Source organism: Gordonia aichiensis (genome assembly GCF_039946255.1).
GTDB lineage: Bacteria > Actinomycetota > Actinomycetes > Mycobacteriales > Mycobacteriaceae > Gordonia > Gordonia aichiensis_A.
In genome coordinates this window covers 1-17,771 of the sequence record NZ_JBCDWL010000021.1, presented here as the reverse complement: position 1 = coordinate 17,771, position 17,771 = coordinate 1, and the positions used below count along the sequence as shown (strand labels likewise).

Annotated in this window: 16 protein-coding genes and 2 pseudogenes; 6 read left to right on the top strand and 12 right to left on the bottom strand. The window is 68.9% G+C overall.

What is annotated here, in order from left to right:
- Positions 1-139: 139 nt before the first annotated feature.
- Together AAFO60_RS18345 and AAFO60_RS18340 are read left to right on the top strand one after the other, a co-directional pair.
- Entirely contained in the window at positions 140-934 is a 795-nt protein-coding gene (locus AAFO60_RS18345; protein ID WP_347957679.1) for a dioxygenase family protein, read from the top strand.
- 94 nt (positions 935-1,028) lie between these two features.
- Positions 1,029-1,973, top strand: a complete 945-nt coding sequence (locus AAFO60_RS18340; RefSeq protein WP_347957678.1) for an LLM class F420-dependent oxidoreductase — start codon at positions 1,029-1,031, stop codon at positions 1,971-1,973.
- 19 nt (positions 1,974-1,992) lie between these two features.
- On the opposite strand, the gene AAFO60_RS18335 is transcribed toward AAFO60_RS18340, so the two are convergent.
- Positions 1,993-2,346, bottom strand: a complete 354-nt coding sequence (locus AAFO60_RS18335) for a fluoride efflux transporter FluC (protein ID WP_347957677.1) — start codon at positions 2,344-2,346, stop codon at positions 1,993-1,995.
- On the bottom strand, positions 2,343-2,765 hold the full coding sequence (locus AAFO60_RS18330; protein ID WP_347957676.1) for a fluoride efflux transporter FluC: 423 nt from the start codon (positions 2,763-2,765) through the stop codon (positions 2,343-2,345). Before AAFO60_RS18330 ends, AAFO60_RS18335 begins: the two co-directional genes overlap by 4 nt.
- 108 nt (positions 2,766-2,873) lie before the next feature.
- Here AAFO60_RS18330 and AAFO60_RS18325 point away from each other — a divergent pair, with 108 nt between their 5' ends.
- Positions 2,874-3,023 (top strand): hypothetical protein, encoded by a 150-nt coding sequence (locus AAFO60_RS18325; protein WP_347957675.1) that lies wholly within the window; start codon positions 2,874-2,876, stop codon positions 3,021-3,023.
- A gap of 3 nt (positions 3,024-3,026) precedes the next feature.
- Here AAFO60_RS18325 and AAFO60_RS18320 read toward each other — a convergent pair whose 3' ends face one another.
- Both AAFO60_RS18320 and AAFO60_RS18315 read right to left on the bottom strand, forming a co-directional pair.
- Positions 3,027-3,224, bottom strand: a complete 198-nt coding sequence (locus tag AAFO60_RS18320) for a hypothetical protein (protein WP_347957674.1) — start codon at positions 3,222-3,224, stop codon at positions 3,027-3,029.
- Positions 3,225-3,430: 206 nt separating this feature from the next.
- Complete coding sequence (locus AAFO60_RS18315; protein ID WP_347957673.1) at positions 3,431-4,696, bottom strand: DNA polymerase III subunit delta'; 1,266 nt, start codon at positions 4,694-4,696, stop codon at positions 3,431-3,433.
- An 85-nt stretch (positions 4,697-4,781) separates the two neighbouring features.
- Here AAFO60_RS18315 and AAFO60_RS18310 point away from each other — a divergent pair, with 85 nt between their 5' ends.
- Positions 4,782-6,350, top strand: a complete 1,569-nt coding sequence (locus AAFO60_RS18310) for an adenylate/guanylate cyclase domain-containing protein (protein WP_347957672.1) — start codon at positions 4,782-4,784, stop codon at positions 6,348-6,350.
- A gap of 76 nt (positions 6,351-6,426) precedes the next feature.
- Here AAFO60_RS18310 and topA read toward each other — a convergent pair whose 3' ends face one another.
- The 3 genes from topA to AAFO60_RS18295 all read right to left on the bottom strand — a co-directional run bounded on the left by topA (position 6,427) and on the right by AAFO60_RS18295 (position 10,667).
- Positions 6,427-9,549: a type I DNA topoisomerase gene (topA, locus tag AAFO60_RS18305; RefSeq protein ID WP_347957671.1), complete on the bottom strand. Its 3,123-nt coding sequence runs from the start codon at positions 9,547-9,549 to the stop codon at positions 6,427-6,429.
- A 169-nt stretch (positions 9,550-9,718) separates the two neighbouring features.
- The gene (locus AAFO60_RS18300) at positions 9,719-10,294 is read right to left on the bottom strand and encodes a hypothetical protein (RefSeq protein ID WP_347957670.1); all 576 of its coding nucleotides are present in this window, start codon (positions 10,292-10,294) and stop codon (positions 9,719-9,721) included.
- Positions 10,295-10,463: 169 nt separating this feature from the next.
- Positions 10,464-10,667: a cold-shock protein gene (locus AAFO60_RS18295; protein ID WP_009679429.1), complete on the bottom strand. Its 204-nt coding sequence runs from the start codon at positions 10,665-10,667 to the stop codon at positions 10,464-10,466.
- Between the two features lie 303 nt (positions 10,668-10,970).
- On the opposite strand from AAFO60_RS18295, the gene AAFO60_RS18290 reads away from it, so the two are divergent.
- A complete protein-coding gene (locus tag AAFO60_RS18290; protein WP_347957669.1) occupies positions 10,971-13,283 on the top strand; it encodes a DEAD/DEAH box helicase in 2,313 nt (770 codons plus the stop codon).
- Positions 13,284-13,296: 13 nt separating this feature from the next.
- Here AAFO60_RS18290 and AAFO60_RS18285 read toward each other — a convergent pair whose 3' ends face one another.
- From AAFO60_RS18285 to AAFO60_RS18275, 3 genes and pseudogenes are all read right to left on the bottom strand, one after another.
- Positions 13,297-13,710, bottom strand: a complete 414-nt coding sequence (locus AAFO60_RS18285) for an Rv3654c family TadE-like protein (RefSeq protein WP_347957731.1) — start codon at positions 13,708-13,710, stop codon at positions 13,297-13,299.
- A complete protein-coding gene (locus AAFO60_RS18280) occupies positions 13,697-14,011 on the bottom strand; it encodes a TadE family type IV pilus minor pilin (RefSeq protein WP_347957668.1) in 315 nt (104 codons plus the stop codon). Before AAFO60_RS18280 ends, AAFO60_RS18285 begins: the two co-directional genes overlap by 14 nt.
- 57 nt (positions 14,012-14,068) lie before the next feature.
- Positions 14,069-14,197 (bottom strand): annotated as a pseudogene (locus tag AAFO60_RS18275) (DUF4244 domain-containing protein); the annotation flags it as partial.
- A 39-nt stretch (positions 14,198-14,236) separates the two neighbouring features.
- Between AAFO60_RS18275 and AAFO60_RS18270 the strand changes: the two are divergent.
- On the top strand, positions 14,237-15,922 hold the full coding sequence (locus AAFO60_RS18270; protein WP_347957667.1) for a recombinase family protein: 1,686 nt from the start codon (positions 14,237-14,239) through the stop codon (positions 15,920-15,922).
- Positions 15,923-16,164: 242 nt separating this feature from the next.
- Here the strand turns inward: AAFO60_RS18270 and AAFO60_RS18265 are convergent, their stop codons facing one another.
- On the bottom strand, positions 16,165-16,503 hold the full coding sequence (locus tag AAFO60_RS18265) for an integrase core domain-containing protein (RefSeq protein ID WP_432211727.1): 339 nt from the start codon (positions 16,501-16,503) through the stop codon (positions 16,165-16,167).
- Positions 16,484-17,644 (bottom strand): annotated as a pseudogene (locus AAFO60_RS18260) (IS30 family transposase); the annotation flags it as partial. The gene AAFO60_RS18265 and the pseudogene AAFO60_RS18260, both read right to left, overlap by 20 nt.
- Positions 17,645-17,771 lie beyond the last annotated feature (127 nt).

Genomic DNA, 17,771 nt, shown 5'->3' with positions numbered 1-17,771 from the left:
ACCCCCAGGCTCTCGTCGATGCCCCGCCCGTCCCCTGGACGGTCGGGGCATCGACGCATTCGGAGCCGGCGGAATATCCTGGTCTAGCGACGGCGTTGAAGTCACTCGTCCGCCGGCGCCGACCGAAAGGGTGCGAATCATGCCGACCACTCCGTCCGCCGACCGCATGCCCGCAATCTTCCTCAGTCACGGCGCACCGCCGCTGGTCGACGATCACCGCTGGGTGTCCGAGCTCAAGGCCCTGGCGACCCAGTTGCCGCGACCGAAGCAGATCCTCGTCGTGTCGGCCCATTGGGAGGCCGCGCCGCTGACGGTCGGCGCCACCGACTCGCGCGTCCCGCTGACCTACGACTTCTGGGGCTTCCCCGACCGCTACTACGAGACGACCTACGACGCCCCCGGCGCACCCGACCTGGCCGCGAGCGTCGCCGCGCTGATGCCCGCGAACGAACCGGTCCACCACGACCACCACCGCCGACTCGACCACGGGGCCTACGTCCCGCTCACCGTGATGTATCCCGACGCCGACATCCCGGTGCTGCAGGTCTCGATGCCGACCCTCGACCCGACCCGTCTGCTCGCGCTCGGCGAGCGACTCGTCCCGCTGCGCGACGAGGGCGTCATGATCATCGGCTCCGGCTTCACCACCCACGGCCTCCCCTACCTCACCGACCCGACGCCCGGCGCCGTCCCACCCCAGTGGTCGGTGGAGTTCGACCACTGGGCTCGCGAACGGTTCGACGCGGGCGACGTCGACGGTCTGCTCGACTTCGCCGACCGCGCCCCCGGCATGCCGTACGCCCACCCGCGGACCGAGCACTTCGCGCCGCTGTTCGTCACCCTCGGCGCCGCCACCAGCGTCGGCGAGGTCCCCGATCAGCCGATCGACGGATTCTGGATGGGCCTGGCCAAGCGCAGCATCGTCGTCGCCTGAGCCCTTCCGCATCTGAGCGCCCTGCGACACCGGCGCGGGAGACCCCCACGGCGGCCACCGCACCGATTCGCCGCATTTCAGCGATGATGGAGCCATGGAACTGCGCATCTTCACCGAACCCCAGCAAGGCGCCACGTACGACGACCTGCTTCGGGTGGCCCGGGCGACCGAAGATCTCGGCTTCGACGCCTTCTTCCGCTCCGACCACTACCTCGCGATGAACGTCGACGGTCGGCCCGGCCCCACCGACGCCTGGCTCACGCTTGCGGCGCTGGCCACCGCGACCTCGCGGATCCGCCTCGGCACCCTGGTCACCTCGGCCACCTTCCGCCATCCGGGCCAGCTCGCCATCCAGGCGGCGCAGGTGGATCAGATGAGCGGCGGCCGGGTCGACTTCGGCCTCGGCGCGGGCTGGTTCGCCGAAGAGCACGCAGCCTACGGGATCCCGTTCCCGCCGTTGGGTGAGCGATTCGACCGCTTGGAGGAGACCCTCGACATCGTCACCGGGCTGTGGGCCACCCCGGACGGGCAGACCTTCGACTACGCCGGCAGGCACCTGAGCATCGAGAACTCGCCGGGACTGCCCAAGCCGGTCCAGTCGCCGCGACCGCCGATCATCATCGGCGGCGGCGGGCCGGTGCGGACGCCGAAGCTGGCCGCGAAGTTCGCCGACGAGTTCAACGTGCCGTTCGCGCCGACCGAGAAGGTCGCCGACATGTACCGCCGGGTGGACGCCGCGTGCGAGACGATCGGGCGCGACTCCGCCGAGATCGTGCGGTCGGCCGCACTGGTCCTGTGCTGCGGCAGCACCGAGGCCGAGTTCACCGCCCGCGCCGGCCGGATCGGGCGCGAGCCGGCCGAGCTCCGCGCAAACGGCGCGGCGGGCACCGTCACCGAAGTGGTCGAGGCGATCGAACGGTACCGCGAGGTCGGCGCGCAGCGCATCTACCTGCAGGTCTTGGATCTCGCCGACCTCGACCACCTGGCCCTGGTGGCCGACCGCGTGGCCCCGCAGCTGTCGGCGGCCGCTCAGGCATAGCGCCCGGGGCGAGCGCCGGTCACATCAGCCAGCCCAACCACAGCCCGACGGCGCACGCCGCCACCGATCCGGCGAGGGTGAGCGCGGCGTATCCGACGCCGCGCCGTCCGGCGCGGAGGGTTTCGATCATTGCGGTGGAGAACGTGGTGTAGCCGCCGCAGAAGCCGGTGCCGATCACGGTCAGCCAGTCGTGGTCGGCGCCGGCGAACATCACCAGGCCTGCGATGACGCCGATCAGCAACGACCCCGTCACGTTGATGACGAAGGTGGGACCGGGGAACGCCGTCGGCCATCGGCGGCGGCTGAAGTCGTCGACCAGGTAGCGCGCCACGGCGCCGCCGGCACCGGCCAGGACGGTCAGCAGCAGGGTCATGCCGCAGCGTCCGGAGACGGCAGCAGCCGGCGTGCTGCTTGCATCCCCGTCGATGCAAGCAGCACGCCGGCCGCCACACTCACGATCGCGTAGGCCACTGCCAGTCCGAAATGCTCACTTCGACCCAACAGGCTGATCTCCAACGCGAACGCGCTATAGGTGGTCAGGGCTCCGCAAAAACCCGTGCCCACCGCAAGCCTGGTCCGACGACGCCACCCGGCGTCGCGCCCCAGACGCGCTAACCCCTCTAATAGCGCGCCCAGAACGAAAGCCCCGGCAAGGTTCACTGCGAACGTCCCCCACGGCCACTGGCCGTCGCCCGCAGGCCACATCTGCTCGGCCGCCCAGCGGACCGCGGTCCCCGCTGCGCCTCCGACGAAGACCCAGCACGCCGCCGCAAAAGTGCCATTCTCTGCCATCGGACCCCTTCGTCTGCTCAATAACGAAAGAGTACGACTCCCTCACTCCTCGGTCTGACTCCCAGACCTATAGTTGAGGCAACTTCCACACCGTCTCAGGAGACTCCCATGTCTGAGTTCATCGACAAGATCAAGGCGAAAGCCGAAGCCGTTTCCGCCGCGATCGACAATGAGTTGACGGTGTTGGAAGGCGCCGGCGGCGACGACCCACTGGCCGAGTCCGCCGAGGAGCCCGATTCCGCGGACTCCTCCAACTGACCGCTACGCGTCCCCCGCGTCAGCGACCGTTCGCATCAACAGCCATCCCGCAGCGAGCGGAAGGAAGATGATGCCTGCGAACACCGCGGTGCCCACCATCGGCTGAACCAGCACGTCGAATCCGCTGGAGCCGACGGTGCCGTGATACAGCACCGCGATCACGTAGTAGAGCGCGGACGCCATCGCCAATCGTGACAACATCTGTCCGCTCCGGCCGACTCGGTCATCCGAGTTCTTCCCACTGAGCATGGAACCCATTCCACGCGCTCGCGCGCGCCGCACCAACTCCATCCGGCGCGGCATCGGGCGAATCCGCAGGTGAGGACGTCGCAAAAAGTTCTCCGGACCGGAGAACACGAGGACGCGGCCACGCCGAGACCGGCCGGTATTCGGATGTTCGGGTGATGTCAGCGATGGACCAGTCGGCGGTTCAACCGCACCACCATCGCGTCGACAGCGAACTTCGGTTTGACGTTCCGCTCCAGTGCGTCCCGGCATTCGAGGACCGCTTCGATGCATCCCAGGAGCTCCTCGGACGTCGCGTGGCGGGCCATCGGTCCGGTCAGATCCGCGGCCTTGTCCGGGTGCATCAGGGTGACTCGGGCGTGCATCGACAATGCCAGCGCGTCGCGGAACAGCGCCGCCAGATCGACGAGCGCGCGGTCGAGGACGTCGCGCATCAGTCGGGTGCGCCGGGACTTCTGGCGCCGTTCCAGATCCTTGATCACTCCGGCGGTGCCTCGCGGCGGACGCGCGGTCCCCTTGCCGGTGCCGCCCGCGCCCAGCGCCGTCATGAGCTCTTCGGTCTCGGCGGCATCTCGTACGGCGCTGATCGCGGCGGCGGCCTCGGTCGCAGTCGCGACGAGCTTCTCCGCGGCGGCGTAGGCGGTCGAGTCGCGGGTCGCCGCGCGTGCCAGTCCGAGCGCCTGATCGCGCTGCTCCCGGGCCGCGGCGTCGGTGGCCAACCGCTTCGCCCGCCCGACGTGACCGCCGGCCACCGAGGCGGCCCACTCGGCGCGGTCGCGCTCGATGCCGTCACGGTCGATCAGCACTCGAGCGATGTCGGCGGCGGCCGGTGCCGTCAGCCCGACGTGTCGGCACCGCGACCGCAGCGTGATGGCGATGTCCTCCGGCGCCACCGACGGCGCGCAGAGCAGGAAGATGGTCCGCTCCGGCGGCTCCTCCACGGCCTTCAGCAGAGCGTTTGCGCCCTGCTCGGTGAGCCGATCGGCGTCCTCGACCACCACGATCTGCCAGCGTCCGGTGGTCGGACGGCGCGCGGCGAGCTGCACGATGCTGCGGATCTGGGCGACCGAGATCGTCAGACCTTCGGGCACGATGTGCCGCACATCGCCGTGCGTTCCGGCGAGCACGGTGGTGCAGGCACGGCATTGCCCGCACCCGATCTCGTCGGGCGACTGGCACTGCAGTGCGGCAGCGAAGCACGTCGCCGCCACCGATCGACCGCTGCCGGGCGGGCCGGTGAACAGCCAGGCGTGCGTCATGGAGGCGCGGTCGCCGCCGCCGGTGTCGGCGGGAGTGCCGTCGAAGAGCCCGGCGTCGTGGTCTGTGCGACCGAGCTGCGCGGCCACTGCACGCGCGGCGGTCGCGGCCGAGGTCAGGTCGTCGATCAACGTCTGCTGGCCGATCATCCTGGCGAAGACATTTGTCACATGAGCCAGCCTAAAGCCCTGCTGACGCAGACTCCTATCCTCAAGTCTGTTTAACAATTGCAAGCAGCCCGCTACCTTGGATGACATGGTCAAACGACGGTCCGGTCTGTCGAGGGCGGCGCACACCCTGCGCTGGCTGGTACACACCCCCTGGCCCGTCCTCGCCCTCGATATGCTTCGCGCCAACCTGATCGGCGCCCTGTTCACGTTCGCCTTCCTCCGATTCGGGATGCCGCAGGTCGACTCGATCTCGATCAGCCAGTTCAACGCCCAGAACCAAGCGGCCTTCGGGCTGTATCTGGTGGTGGCCGTCCTGGTCGGCATCTACCTGACGATTCACTTGAGCATGCCGGTGCTGATCTGGCATCGCCGCCGCACCCGGCTCGACGACGCCGCCGCCCGCAAACGCGCACTCAACCTGCCGACCCTGCTGACCGGGGTGAACCTGACGCTGTGGGGCATCGGCGGTGTGCTGCTGGCCTTCATCAACCTGCGCGCGTCGATGAAGGACTTCGTCATCGTCATCATCGCCAGCCTCATCGGCGCGCTGGTGACCGGTGCGCTCAGCTTCATGCAGGCCGAGAAGGTCCTGCGCCCGATCACCATCGCGGCGATGGCCAACGATCCCGACAACTCCAATGCACCCGGCATCGCCACCCGGATCACGGTCTTCTGGGTGATCACCGTCGCGGTTCCGATGATGGTGATCGCGGCGCTGATCATTCTGCAGCGCACCCAGGTGATCGACACCGACGCCGAGGGACTGCAGCGCCCCATCCTGTGGATGGCCGCCGCCGCCCTGGTCTTCGGTCTGCTCGCGATCAGCCGGCTGGTCCGCTCGATCACCGACCCGGTCAAGCAGATGCGCGTCGCACTCAACCAGGTGCGGGCGGGCAACCTGAACGTGGCCGTCAAGATCTACGACGGCAACGACGTCGGCCTGCTGCAGGCCGGTTTCAACGACATGGTCGCCGACCTGCGCGAACGACAGGAACTGCGCAACCTGTTCGGCCGCTACGTGGGCGAGGACGTCGCCCGACGCGCCATCGAGACCGGCACCGAGCTGGGCGGCGAGGAGCGGTACGTCGGCGTGCTCTTCGTCGACATCGTCGGCTCCACCCGCCTCGCGGTCAACCGGCCGCCGCGCGAAGTGGTCGAGCTCCTGAACGACTTCTTCGAGGTCGTCGTCGAGGTGGTGGGCCGCCACGGCGGTTTCGTCAACAAGTTCCAGGGCGACGCCGCCCTGGCGATCTTCGGCGCACCGCTCGACCAGGACGACTTCGCCGGTGCCGCGCTGGCCGCCGCACGCGACCTGCGAGTCGAGCTGTCACGGCGGTTGGGCGATGTCGACATGGGCATCGGCGTCTCGGCGGGCAAGGCCGTCGCCGGCCACATCGGCTCCGAGCAGCGACTCGAGTACACGGTGATCGGCGACCCGGTCAACGAGGCGGCGCGCCTGACCGAACTGGCCAAGGACGAACCGACCCGTGTGCTGGGGTCGGCGCGCGCGGTGTTCCTCGCCGGTCCCGACGAGGCCGCCCACTGGCACATCGGCGAGGGCGTCGAACTGCGAGGTCGGGGAATCGAGACGCTCCTGGCCCGGCCCGACATCGACGTCGCCGAACCCAGCACGCCGTTCGACGACGAGCACTGACCCCGAAACGGTTCGGCCCGTCCGGTTCGGCAGTGCGCCGAACCGGACGGGCCGCTGTCCGCGGGAACCGCCGGGGTCAGTCCTCGGTCGTCGGCGCAGCCTTCTTGGCCGCGGTCTTCTTAGCCGCAGTCTTCTTGGCCGCCGTCGTCTTCTTGGCCGCCGTGGTCTTCTTGGCCGCGGTGGTCTTCTTCGCCGCCGTCGTCTTCTTAGCCGCGGTCTTCTTGGCAGCCGTGGTCTTCTTTGCAGTGGTCTTCTTGGCAGCGGTCTTCTTGGCAGCGGTCTTCTTGGCCGTCTTCTTCGCGGCCTTCTTGGCCGGCCCCCGGGCCCGACGATCAGCGAGCAGTTCCATCGCGCGCTCGTCGGTGATGGTGGCGACCTCGTCGCCCTTGCGCAGGCTCGCGTTGGTCTCGCCGTCGGTCACGTAGGGACCGAATCGGCCGTCCTTGATCACCATCGGCTTCTCGCTGACGGTGTCGGTGCCGAGTTCGCGCAGCGGCGGCGCCGCGGCCGCGCGCCCCCGTCGCTTGGGCTCGGAGTAGATCTTGAGCGCCTCGTCGAGCGTCACCGTGAACAGCTGATCCTCGCTGGTCAGCGACCGCGAGTCGGTGCCCTTCTTCAGGTACGGGCCGTAGCGGCCGTTCTGCGCGGTGATCTCCTCGTTGCTCTCCGGGTCCACGCCCACCACGCGCGGCAGCGACAGCAGCTTCAGCGCGTCCTCGAGGGTGACCGTCGAGATCTCCATGCCCTTGAACAGCGAACCCGTCCGCGGCTTGGGACCGGCCTTCTTCGCGACCTTCTTCGCCGCCTTCTTCGCCGCCCTCTTCGCGGTGGTGGTCGACGTCGCCGTGGCCACGCCGCCCGCCGGGACCTCATCGAGGGCCACCACGTCGTCGCCGGCCGGGCTCACCGTCGCCCCGCCGTCGCGCGGGGTCGGGCCCGCCGGGATGGTCGGCACCGGCGCCGAGGCACCGGGATCCTCGTCGCCGTCCTCGTCCTCAGCCGGCAGGATCTCGGTCACGTACGGACCGAAGCGGCCTTCCTTGGCGACGATCTGATTGCCGCTGATCGGGTCGACACCCAGGATGCGCCCCTCCTGCGGGGTCTCGAACAGCTTCTCGGCGACTTCGAGGGTCAGTTCGTCGGGCGTCATGTCGGACGGGAGGTTGGCGCGCTTCAGGTCGGGCTCGGCGTCCGGGCCGGCGACATTGCGTTCCAGGTAGGGCCCGTAGCGCCCGACGCGCACGAAGACCGGGCGACCTTCGGCGTCGTCGAAGAGCTTGATGGAATTCACCTGTCGGGCGTCGATGCCCTCCAGGTTGACGCCGACGAGCTTCTTGAGCCCGCCCACCCGCGCCATCGCGCCCGCGGCGTCGTCGTCCTCGTCCTGCTGCCCCTCGTCGGCGCCGAAGTAGAACTCGCTGAGCCAGCGGGTGCGGTCGGCGTGACCGGAGGCGATCTGGTCGAGGTCGTCTTCCAGCGACGCGGTGAAGTCGTAGTCGACCAGGCTGTTGAAGTAGCTCTCCAGCAGCCCGATCACGGCGAACGCGATCCACGACGGGACCAGCGCGCTGCCCTTCTTCACCACGTACCCGCGGTCCTGAATGGTGCCGATGATCGAGGCGTAGGTCGACGGGCGACCGATGCCGAGCTCCTCCAGGACCTTGACCAGCGACGCCTCGGTGTAGCGGGCGGGCGGGTTGGTGGAGTGTCCGTCGGCGGTCAACGACGCCGCGGTCAGCGCCTGCCCTTCACGCAGGTTGGGCAGCCGGTTCTCGGCGTCGTCGGCCTGACCGCCCGCGAGCGCGTCGACGGTCTCGACGTATGCCGACAGGAAGCCGGGGAAGGTGATGGTACGGCCCGATGAGGCGAAGGTGACCTGTTCGCCGGTCGCCGCCTGGCCGCCGATCCGCAGGCTCATGGTGGTGCCGCGCGCATCGGCCATCTGGGAGGCGACGGTCCGCTGCCAGATCAGCTCGTAGAGCCGGAACTCGTCGGTGTCGAGCGCCGAGGCCACCTGGCCGGGGGTGCGGAAGGTGTCGCCTGCGGGTCGGATCGCCTCGTGCGCCTCCTGCGCGTTCTTCACCTTGCGGGTGTACTGGCGCGGGGTCGGGTGCACGTAGTCGTCGCCGTACAGCTGGCGGGCCTGTGAGCGCGCGGCGTTGATCGCCGACTCCGACAGCGTCGTGGAGTCGGTACGCATGTAGGTGATGTAGCCGTTCTCGTACAGCCGCTGCGCGATGCGCATGGTGCGGTCGGACGAGAAGCGCAGCTTGCGGCCGGCCTCCTGCTGCAGCGTCGAGGTCATGAACGGCGCGTACGGGCGGCGCGTGTACGGCTTCTCCTCCACCGAGGTGACGGTGAGGGCGGCGCCTTCGAGGCCGGCGGCCAGCGCGGTGGCGCGGGCCTGGTCGAGGACGGTGATCCCGGCGGCCTTCTTCAATCTGCCGTCGGGTCCGAAGTCGCGGCCGGTGGCGACGCGGTCGTCGCCGATGTTCACCAGTCGGGAGGCGAAGGTGCGCGGTGAGGCGTCGGCGCCGGCGTCGAGGGTGGCGGCGATGTCCCAGTAGTCGGCGGAGACGAACGCCATCCGCTCGCGTTCGCGTTCGACGATGATGCGGGTGGCGACCGACTGCACGCGGCCGGCCGAGAGCTTCGGCATCACCTTCTTCCACAGGACCGGCGACACCTCGTAGCCGTAGAGGCGGTCGAGGATGCGGCGGGTCTCCTGCGCGTCGACCATGTCGATGTCGAGGTCGCGCGGGTTCTCGGCGGCCGCGCGGATGGCCGATTCGGTGATCTCGTGGAAGACCATCCGCTTGACCGGGATCTTCGGCTTGAGCGTCTCCAGGAGGTGCCAGGCGATGGCCTCCCCCTCGCGGTCACCGTCCGTGGCGAGGTAGAGCTCGTCGACGTCGCGCATGAGCGACTTCAGCTCGGTGACCGTCGACTTCTTGTCGGCCGAGACGACGTAGAGGGGCTCGAAGCCGTCGTCGACGTTGACGCCGAGCCGCGCCCACGGCTGGCCCTTGTACTTGGCCGGCACGTCGGCCGCGCCGCGCGGAAGGTCGCGGATGTGCCCGCGAGACGACTCGACAACGTAGTTCCCGCCGAGATAGCCCGCGATCTTGCGTGCTTTCGTCGGCGACTCCACGATGACGAGTCGCCGGACGGCTGGGGATGCGTTGTCGGTGGCGGCCACGGGTGCCCTTCGTTCAGAGAATCGCTACTCGATGCCGTTGTACCTTATATAACGCGTCTTCTGCACGTCACCTCAGATAGTTCCCGTGGGACGTTAGTCCCCGCGCGGATGCGCGATCATCGGGCGAACAGCGGACACCGGCCGATCGAGCAGGCCCCTTCGGCGCTGATCAGGCCCCCGGCCACACCCCGGCGGGGGCGCCTTCCGGCGCCAGGCCGACGGTCTCGGTGAGCCGGGTGATCCGCTTGCGGCTGGAGATCCGCAAGGCGTGCCCGGCGCCGCGGAGGCCGACCAGCGTGGGTGCGATGCCCATCCGCATCAACGACGTCGCCAGCGGCGCGTGGGTGTCGGGCGCGGTCGGATCCAGGCCGAGGACGTAGTGCGCGCCGTCGGGGCGGCCCGCGGCCAGCGTCCACAGCCGCAGGGCGTGCGGGGTCGGCGTCCAGCCTTCGGGCACCGCCTTCACCGCGCCGGCGGTCCAGGCGCGGTGCAGCGCGGTGATCCGCGGGTTGGCCTCGGTACGAGCGAGCGGATGTCCGTCTTCGGACTCGATGATCTCGGCCTCCAGGCCCGCCTCGCGGATCTCCTGGCAGATCGCCTCTGCCCGCCACTGATCGGCGACGACCACCGAGACCCGGGCACCCCAACTCGTGTGCACCGACTGACCTTGTGCCGCAAGCAGTCCGGCGAGGTCCGCGATGAATGGATCCTCGATCTCGGCAGAGAACAGCGACATCTGGCTCACGTCACCATCCTACGGTGCGCAGGTGAGCTCGCCGCCCTGGCCCGCAGGACGCGGAGCGGGGGTTGTCGGGCGACACCGCCCAGACGCAGAAAGGCCGGACTCCCGGCCGCTGACGCGGTCCGGGAGTCCGGGAAGTCTTTAGTCGAACCCTGCCGGGCTCAGTGGAGACTTAGAGAGCGTGAACGCCGGTGGCCTGCGGGCCCTTGGTACCCTGACCGACCTCGAACTCCACGCGCTGGTCCTCTTCCAGGGTGCGGAAGCCGTTGCCCTGGATCTCGGAGTAGTGGACGAAAACATCGGCGTCGCCGTCGTCAGGCGCGATGAATCCGAAGCCCTTCTCCGCGTTGAACCACTTCACAGTTCCCTGTGCCATTTACTGCATTCCTTTACATTGCATTGCATACCCGGCGCGGCGGAGCCGCGACGGTGGCCTGTTTCGACCGCCGTACTTCAACGAACCTCGCCGGGAGGCGATGGAACAAACTGCAGTACACCGGTCGCAACGAACTCCGTAGGACACGGAGCCTGCGACCGCTTATAAGCTAAGCACGTTCAGCGCCGCAATGACACCCTCATGCGGCAGGTCGTGTCCCGACACGCCGAATCGGGCCCAAAGTCCCTGCGTACGATGGGTGGTTCAGATACCAACTCTGCGCACCGCGAGGGACGAAACACGATGGGGCAGCTCAGTTACGGCAGCGAGCTGCTCGGTCGCACCCTCGCCGGGGTGCCCGACGACGCGAGTCCGCTCACGCACATGGCCGTGATCGACGCCCGCTCGGCCGAGTTCACCGACTGGCCGAACTGGGTGCATCCGGCCGTGCGCGACGCCTTCGTCGACCGCGGGCTCCGGCAGCCGTGGCGCCACCAGGCCGAGGCGGCCTCGCTCGCGGCCGCCGGTCAGCACGTGTGCATCTGCACCGGCACCGCCTCGGGAAAGTCGCTGGCCTACCAGCTGCCGGTGCTCACCACCTTCGCCTCCGACCCGAACTCGACGGCCCTGTACCTGTCGCCGACCAAGGCGCTGGGCACCGATCAGCTGCGGTCCATCGCCCAGTTGATCGCCGGCCGACCCGAGTTCGCGCACCTGCAGCCCTGCTCGTACGACGGCGACACCGACTCCGAGCTGCGTCAGTGGGCGCGCATGCATTCGCGGTGGATCTTCACCAATCCCGACATGCTGCAGATCGGGATCACCTCCACCCACCCGCGGTGGCGGGCGTTCTTCGCGAAACTGCGCTACATCGTCGTCGACGAGTGCCACCACTATCGCGGCGTCTTCGGCTCGCACACCGCACTGGTGCTGCAGCGAACGCTGCGGATCGCCCGCAAATACGGTGCCGAGCCGGTCGTCATCGGCGCCAGCGCCACCGTCTCCAACCCGGCGCAGGCCTTATCGCGGCTGATCGGCGAGCACGTCGTCGCCGTCACCGACGACGCCTCCCCGCACGGTGAGCGGACCGTCGCCATGTGGGAGCCGGGCTTCCTCGACGACGCGACCGGCGAGAACGACGCCCCCGTGCGCCGCTCGGCCGGTTCAGAGGCGGCCCGCCTGCTGGCCGACTTCGTCATCGAGGGCGCCCGCACGCTGTGCTTCGTCCGCAGCCGCCGCGGCGTGGAGGTGACCGCGGTGCGCGCCAGGGCGATCCTCGCCGAGGTCGCGCCCGAACTGGTCGACCGCGTCGCCGCCTACCGCGCCGGATATCTGGCCGACGACCGCCGCCGGCTCGAGCAGGCGATCACCGACGGCAAGCTGCTCGGGGTGGCCACCACCAACGCCCTCGAGCTCGGCGTCGACATCTCGGGCCTCGACGCGGTCGTGGTGGCCGGCTATCCCGGCACGGTCGCCTCGTTCTGGCAGCAGGCCGGCCGCGCGGGGCGTCGCGGCGAGGGTTCGGTGGTGGTGATGGTGGCCCGCGACGACCCCCTCGACACCTACCTCGTCCACCACCCCGAAGCGCTGCTCGAGCGTGCGGTGGAGGCCACCGTCACCGACCCCACCAATCCGTTCGTGCTGCGCCCGCACATCCTGTGCGCGGCCACCGAGTTCCCGCTCACCGAGGCCGAGGTGCAGGCGTTCTCGGCCGAGCAGGTGGTGGCCGAGCTGACCGCGGAGGGAAAGCTCAAGCGCCGCAAGGCGGGCTGGTACGCCGCGCCCGGTCTGGACCCGCACGGCGACGTCGACATCCGCGGCGGCATCGGCGGCCAGGTGCTGATCGTCGACGCCACCAGTTCCCGACTGCTCGGCACCGTCGACACCGCCCGCGCCATGACCTCGGTGTACCCGGGTGCGGTGTATCTGCACCAGGGCGAGAGCTTCGTCGTCGACGAGCTCGACCTCGACGACGGTCTGGCCCTGGCGCACCCGGAGGAGCCGGACTGGACCACCTCCGCGCGCGAGGTCAGCGACGTGACGATCACGCAGATCCATCAGCGCCGCGAGTTCGGCCCGCTCACCGTCGCGCTGGCCTCGGTGGTGGTGACCGAGCAGGTCGTCGGATTCCTGCGCAAGGCGCTCAGCGGCGAGATCCTCGACTCGGTGCCGCTCGACCTGCCCGAACACCGCTTGGAGACCCGCGCGGTGATGTACACGCTCACCCCGGAGGCGATGATCGACGCGGGCATCGCCCTCGACAAGTTCCCTGGCGCACTGCACGCCGCCGAACACGCCGCCATCGGCATGCTCGGCCTGGTCGCGACCTGCGACCGCTGGGACATCGGCGGCCTGTCCACCGCCCTGCATCCGGGCACCGGACTGCCGACGGTGTTCGTCTACGACGGCTTCCCGGGCGGCGCCGGATTCGCCGATCGCGGTTTCGAGGCGTTCACCGAGTGGATCACCGCCACCGACGTCGCCGTCTCGTCCTGCGGCTGCACGTCCGGCTGCCCGTCGTGCGTGCAGTCCCCCAAGTGCGGCAACGGCAACGAGCCGCTCGACAAGGAGCATGCGATCAAGCTGCTGCGGCTGATCGGCCGGCTGCACGAGTAGCGACCCGGGGCGCTCACGGCTCCCCCGCCTCCACCGGCCCGGCCCGCGCGACCGCCGTCGCCTCCCGCACGCCGAACCGGCCCAGCCGCACGGTCACGGCGACCAGCACCTGGACGTCGTCGCCGTCGACCACGCAGCGCTGCACCCGCGGCGCGCCCTCCTGCCTGCCCGCCGACTCCCGGGCCACCGCGCACCCGTCCGAACCGTCGCCGAGTACCGCGGCCGCCCCGGCGAGCGCCGCGAGATCGGCCGCCGACTGCGCCCGATGTCGCGCCACCACCGCGCCCCCGACGTACAGCACCGCCACCAGCAGGACCGCGAGCCCGGCGATCACCGCCGCCCCCGTGACCGTCGAGAATCCTTCCTCCCCAAGGACTCCCGCGGCCGCGCCGCGCCGTGAAGCGTTCGCCCGACTACTCCTGCGCAGCCGGTTCTCGGGCGGCGACGGCCCGCGCCGACACGGTGACCATCGGCAGCAGCGGCACTCCCGCAGAAACCCTGGCCACCACCCGGTCGCCGTCACCGTCCACCTCGATCGTCGCCCCCGCCGGCGCCGCGGCGGCCCCCACCCGTCGCGCCGAATCGTCGCCGGCCGCGGTCAGCCGCGCCACCTCGCGAGCGGCGTCGGTGCAGCGGATCTGCGCCGACACCCCGGCGACCGCCCCGACACCCACCAGGAGGAACGCCGAAATCGATGCCATCGCGTACGCGGCCTCGACGGTGACCATCCCCGCCTCGTCCCGGCTGAGCCTGCGGACCAGAGCACGGCCCCGCCGACGCACCCCTCATCCCGCCGGGGTGCTGAGCGCCTTGCCGACGATCCCGGTCAACGCGCTGAGAACCGAGTCGCCGGTGACCACCGTGTACAGCAGAGCCCCGAACGCTGCCGCCGCGATCGTCCCGATCGCGTACTCAGGTAGAAATGTTTACACCCATTGGCTAGCGTCTGACACATGGGAGCGATGAAGAGGCGGGCCCTCATCGTGATCCGTCTGTCACGGGCGACGGAGGCGACGACGAGCCCGGAGCGTCAGCTGGAGGCGTGCGAAACGCTGTGCCAGGACCGAGGGTATGACGTCGTCGGGATCGCCGACGACATCGACGTATCGGCCGCCGTGCCGCCTTTCGAGCGGAAGAAGCTCGGCGCATGGCTGACGACACCGCAGCGGTACGACGTGATCGTGTTCTACCGCATGGACAGGTTGGTGAGGCGTCTGGCCGACCTCGCCGACCTGATCTCTTGGGGGCAGAAGCACAGTGTGAAGCTGGTGTCGGCGACCGAGAGGTTCCTCGACCTCGACGCTCCGTTCGGCGATGTGATCGCCCTGTTGGTCGCCAAGGTCGCGGAGATGGAACTTGAGGCGATCCGGTCGCGAACCGGCTCGGCGTCGCGACACACGATCACGGCTGGCCGGTGGAGAGGCGGCGTGCCGCCGTGGGGGTACATCCCGGAGAAGGACGGCGCGCACCACCGGCTGGTTCAGGATGTCGAACAGGTCGAGGTTATCCGCGAGGTCGTCGATCGCGTGCTCGCGCATGAGTCGCTGAGGAGCATCGCCCACGACCTGACGACACGGAAGGTTCTGACTCCGCGGGATCGCTTTGCGCAGCTCCGGAAACGCAAAGTCCATGGGTACCAGTGGCACAGCGCTCCACTGAAGCGTGCGTTGACCTCGTCGGCCATGCTGGGCCGTGTTGTCACCAGGGACGCGGTGCTCGGCGCGGACGGTCAGCCGCTGCGAGATGCCAAAGGCAATCGCGTCCTCGGCCCGGAGACCGTCGTCGTGGACGAGACGGGAGCGCCGATCGTTCGGGCGGCCCCGATCCTGACGAAGGCCGTGTTCGACCGGGTGGGGAAGGAACTCGCCGGCCGAGAGAACCGCAAGGAGCCGACGACGCGGAGTGCTGCCCTGCTCACGCAGGTGTTGTTCTGCGGAGCGTGCGGTCGGCCGGGCTACCGGCTCAAGGGCGGCAAAGGGAGGCGGCCCAGGTACCGCTGCGCCAGCGCCCAGTACAAGGACCCGTGTGGCAACCGAACCCTGTCATTGGAGTGGGCCGACAAGGAGGTCGAGGAGAAGGTGCTCGGCGTGTTGGGGCCGATGGAGCGTCGTCGGCGCGTGTGGTTCACGGGCAATGAGGTGACGAGCGAATTGGCCGAGGTCAGGGAGATGTTGACCGACGTGGAGCTGATCGGCACGCCGGGCTACCGAAAGGGGACGCCGCAGCGCGAACGTCTCGACGCCCGCATCGCCGCGCTGACGGCACGGCAGACGGAGCTGGAGCAGACACCGGTGGAGGAGAGCGGCTGGCGGTACGAGGGGACCGGTCAAACCGTGGCGGAGTGGTGGGCTCAGGTCGATCAGGCGGAGCGAACGCTGTGGCTGCGGCAAAGCGGTATCCGGGCGAGTTGGACGAGCCAGACGGAAGCGGAGAGGAACCGCACGGAGGTCACGAACTTCACCGTCGACATGGGCGTGCCGGATCTCGACGCCGAGACTCTCCCCGGCCCGGTCGCCGCGATGGCCGAAGCGCGCGCGGCCGGCGGATGGGACGGCGATGGGTGGGGCTCCATTTCCGAAGCGTTGGCGGGCCGCTACTGGCGTGATGGTGCCGATGCTGATGTGGTCGACAGACCGTAGACACTCCGATGTCCCCGATCGCTGTCCCAATCTCGGATCGGGACAGCAAAGTTCCCTGTGACCTGCACAGATGTCAGAGGTGCCCCGAATCTCGCTTCGCGTGTTTGGGACAGCGAAGTGGTCTGTGACCTGCGCAGATGCCCGGAGTGCTCCCGCTGTCCCCGATTCGACCGTCGAAAAATAGAGCGTTGAAGGACCCCTGTTCGGACGAGACCTGATCCACCCCGGGTTTTCCGGAGAGCTCAGTTGTTGAGTGCTGCCTCCGGATTGAGGGAGCTCGTTCGAGCGTAGTGGAGTCGCTCAGCGTGGTCGGGGGTCAGGTCCTGGCAGTAGCTGTGTGGGCGTTCCCGGTTGTAGAACGCGACCCATTCGGCCGTTGCCAGGGACAGTTCGGCCAGCCCGCGGTAGCGTGCCCCGAAGTCGACGAGTTCGTTCTTGTAGTCGGCGTTGACCGACTCGGCCAGCGCATTGTCGTAACTGTCGCCGACACTGCCGATCGACGCGGCGATGCCGGCTTCGGCCAGACGTTGCCCGAACGCGATCGCCGTGTACTGGGTGAATTCAATCGGTCGTCGCAACACTTGACGTTTGTAGTGACTGTAGATGATCGTCAAGGGCTTCGGCGGGAGTTCGCCACCCAAGCGTCTTTCGTGGCCGTGTGTTGAGGGTGTGTGCGATGGCTGCAAGGTCTTCTGCGGTCCAGCGGGAGAGGTCGGTGCCCTTCGGGAAGTACTGGCGCAGCAATCCGTTCGTGTTCTCGTTAGAGCCCCGCTGCCAGGGGCTGCGGGGGTCGGCAAAGAACACCGGCAGACCGGTCTCAACGGTGAACTGGGCATGCGCCGACAGCTCTTTGCCGCGGTCCCACGTCAACGAGCGCAGGAGGTGCTCGGGTAGGTCGGTGATCGTCCTGGCCAGCGCCCGCGACATGCTCTCGGCGCCGTATCCGGACAACGCGGGCCCGTTCTTCACTCGTGGCGTTTGCCCGTAGCCCTCCTCGCGGGGCAGATGCACGAGCATGGTGAACCTCGTGGTGCGCTCAACAAGGGTGCCGATTGCGGAGCGGTTGAGGCCAATGATCAGATCGCCTTCCCAGTGCCCGGGCACGGCCCGGTCCTCGGCTTCGGCGGGGCGCTCACTGATCAGGACTTTGTCGTTCACGTGCGCCCACGTGGCCGAACGGGTGCGCTCGCGCGGCACCCGCAGAGCGCGGCCCGTGCGCAGGCAGGTCACGAGTTCCCGCTTGAGAGCACCTCGCCCTTGGATGTAAAGCGCCTGGTAGATGGCTTCGTGGGAGATGCGCATGGACTCATCTTCTGGGAAGTCGACCTTCAGGCGGTTGCTAATCTGCTCGGGGCTCCAGCCCTTGACCCACCGGCGATCGCCTCGATGCGGCTTGTTGCGGCCCGCCCATTTTGCTTCCTCCGGCCCGTCGACCGGGGCTCCGTCACTGTCGGTGATCCTGCCGGCCAGTCGGTCCTGGACGTACTCGCGCAGGGGCTCGTTGCCGACCAGCTTCGCCTCTTTGGGGCGGGCGGCGAAGATCTCCGACTTCCACTGCGCAACCGATGCCCGGTACTCGAGCTTGCCGCCGCGAGTGGCAGCGTTGCGGCGCAGTTCGCGCGAGATCGTCGACGGCGCGCGATCCAGTGTGCGGGCGATTTCGCGTACCCCCTTACCCTCGGCGACCATCACCGCAATCTCTTCGCGCTCAAAGAAGGACAAGGGTCAAGTCCCTGGTAGTGGTGTAACTCGTTTCTGATCCTTCGTTGGTGATCAGGCGGGAAGTTGCATCAGGTCGTCTGTGGCTACCTCCGTCGTTGGGCTGGTGTCGGTGTTCAGGGTGAGGCGG

Excerpts from the sequence above, each read along its gene's own strand:
- AAFO60_RS18345 (WP_347957679.1), top strand. The coding sequence starts at position 140 with ATGCCGACCACTCCGTCCGCCGACCGCATGCCCGCAATCTTCCTCAGT.
- AAFO60_RS18340 (WP_347957678.1), top strand. The coding sequence starts at position 1,029 with ATGGAACTGCGCATCTTCACCGAACCCCAGCAAGGCGCCACGTACGAC.
- AAFO60_RS18335 (WP_347957677.1), bottom strand. The coding sequence starts at position 2,346 with ATGACCCTGCTGCTGACCGTCCTGGCCGGTGCCGGCGGCGCCGTGGCG.
- AAFO60_RS18330 (WP_347957676.1), bottom strand. The coding sequence starts at position 2,765 with ATGGCAGAGAATGGCACTTTTGCGGCGGCGTGCTGGGTCTTCGTCGGA.
- AAFO60_RS18325 (WP_347957675.1), top strand. The coding sequence starts at position 2,874 with ATGTCTGAGTTCATCGACAAGATCAAGGCGAAAGCCGAAGCCGTTTCC.
- AAFO60_RS18320 (WP_347957674.1), bottom strand. The coding sequence starts at position 3,224 with ATGTTGTCACGATTGGCGATGGCGTCCGCGCTCTACTACGTGATCGCG.
- AAFO60_RS18310 (WP_347957672.1), top strand. The coding sequence starts at position 4,782 with ATGGTCAAACGACGGTCCGGTCTGTCGAGGGCGGCGCACACCCTGCGC.
- AAFO60_RS18295 (WP_009679429.1), bottom strand. The coding sequence starts at position 10,667 with ATGGCACAGGGAACTGTGAAGTGGTTCAACGCGGAGAAGGGCTTCGGA.
- AAFO60_RS18290 (WP_347957669.1), top strand. The coding sequence starts at position 10,971 with ATGGGGCAGCTCAGTTACGGCAGCGAGCTGCTCGGTCGCACCCTCGCC.
- AAFO60_RS18280 (WP_347957668.1), bottom strand. The coding sequence starts at position 14,011 with ATGGTCACCGTCGAGGCCGCGTACGCGATGGCATCGATTTCGGCGTTC.
- AAFO60_RS18270 (WP_347957667.1), top strand. The coding sequence starts at position 14,237 with ATGGGAGCGATGAAGAGGCGGGCCCTCATCGTGATCCGTCTGTCACGG.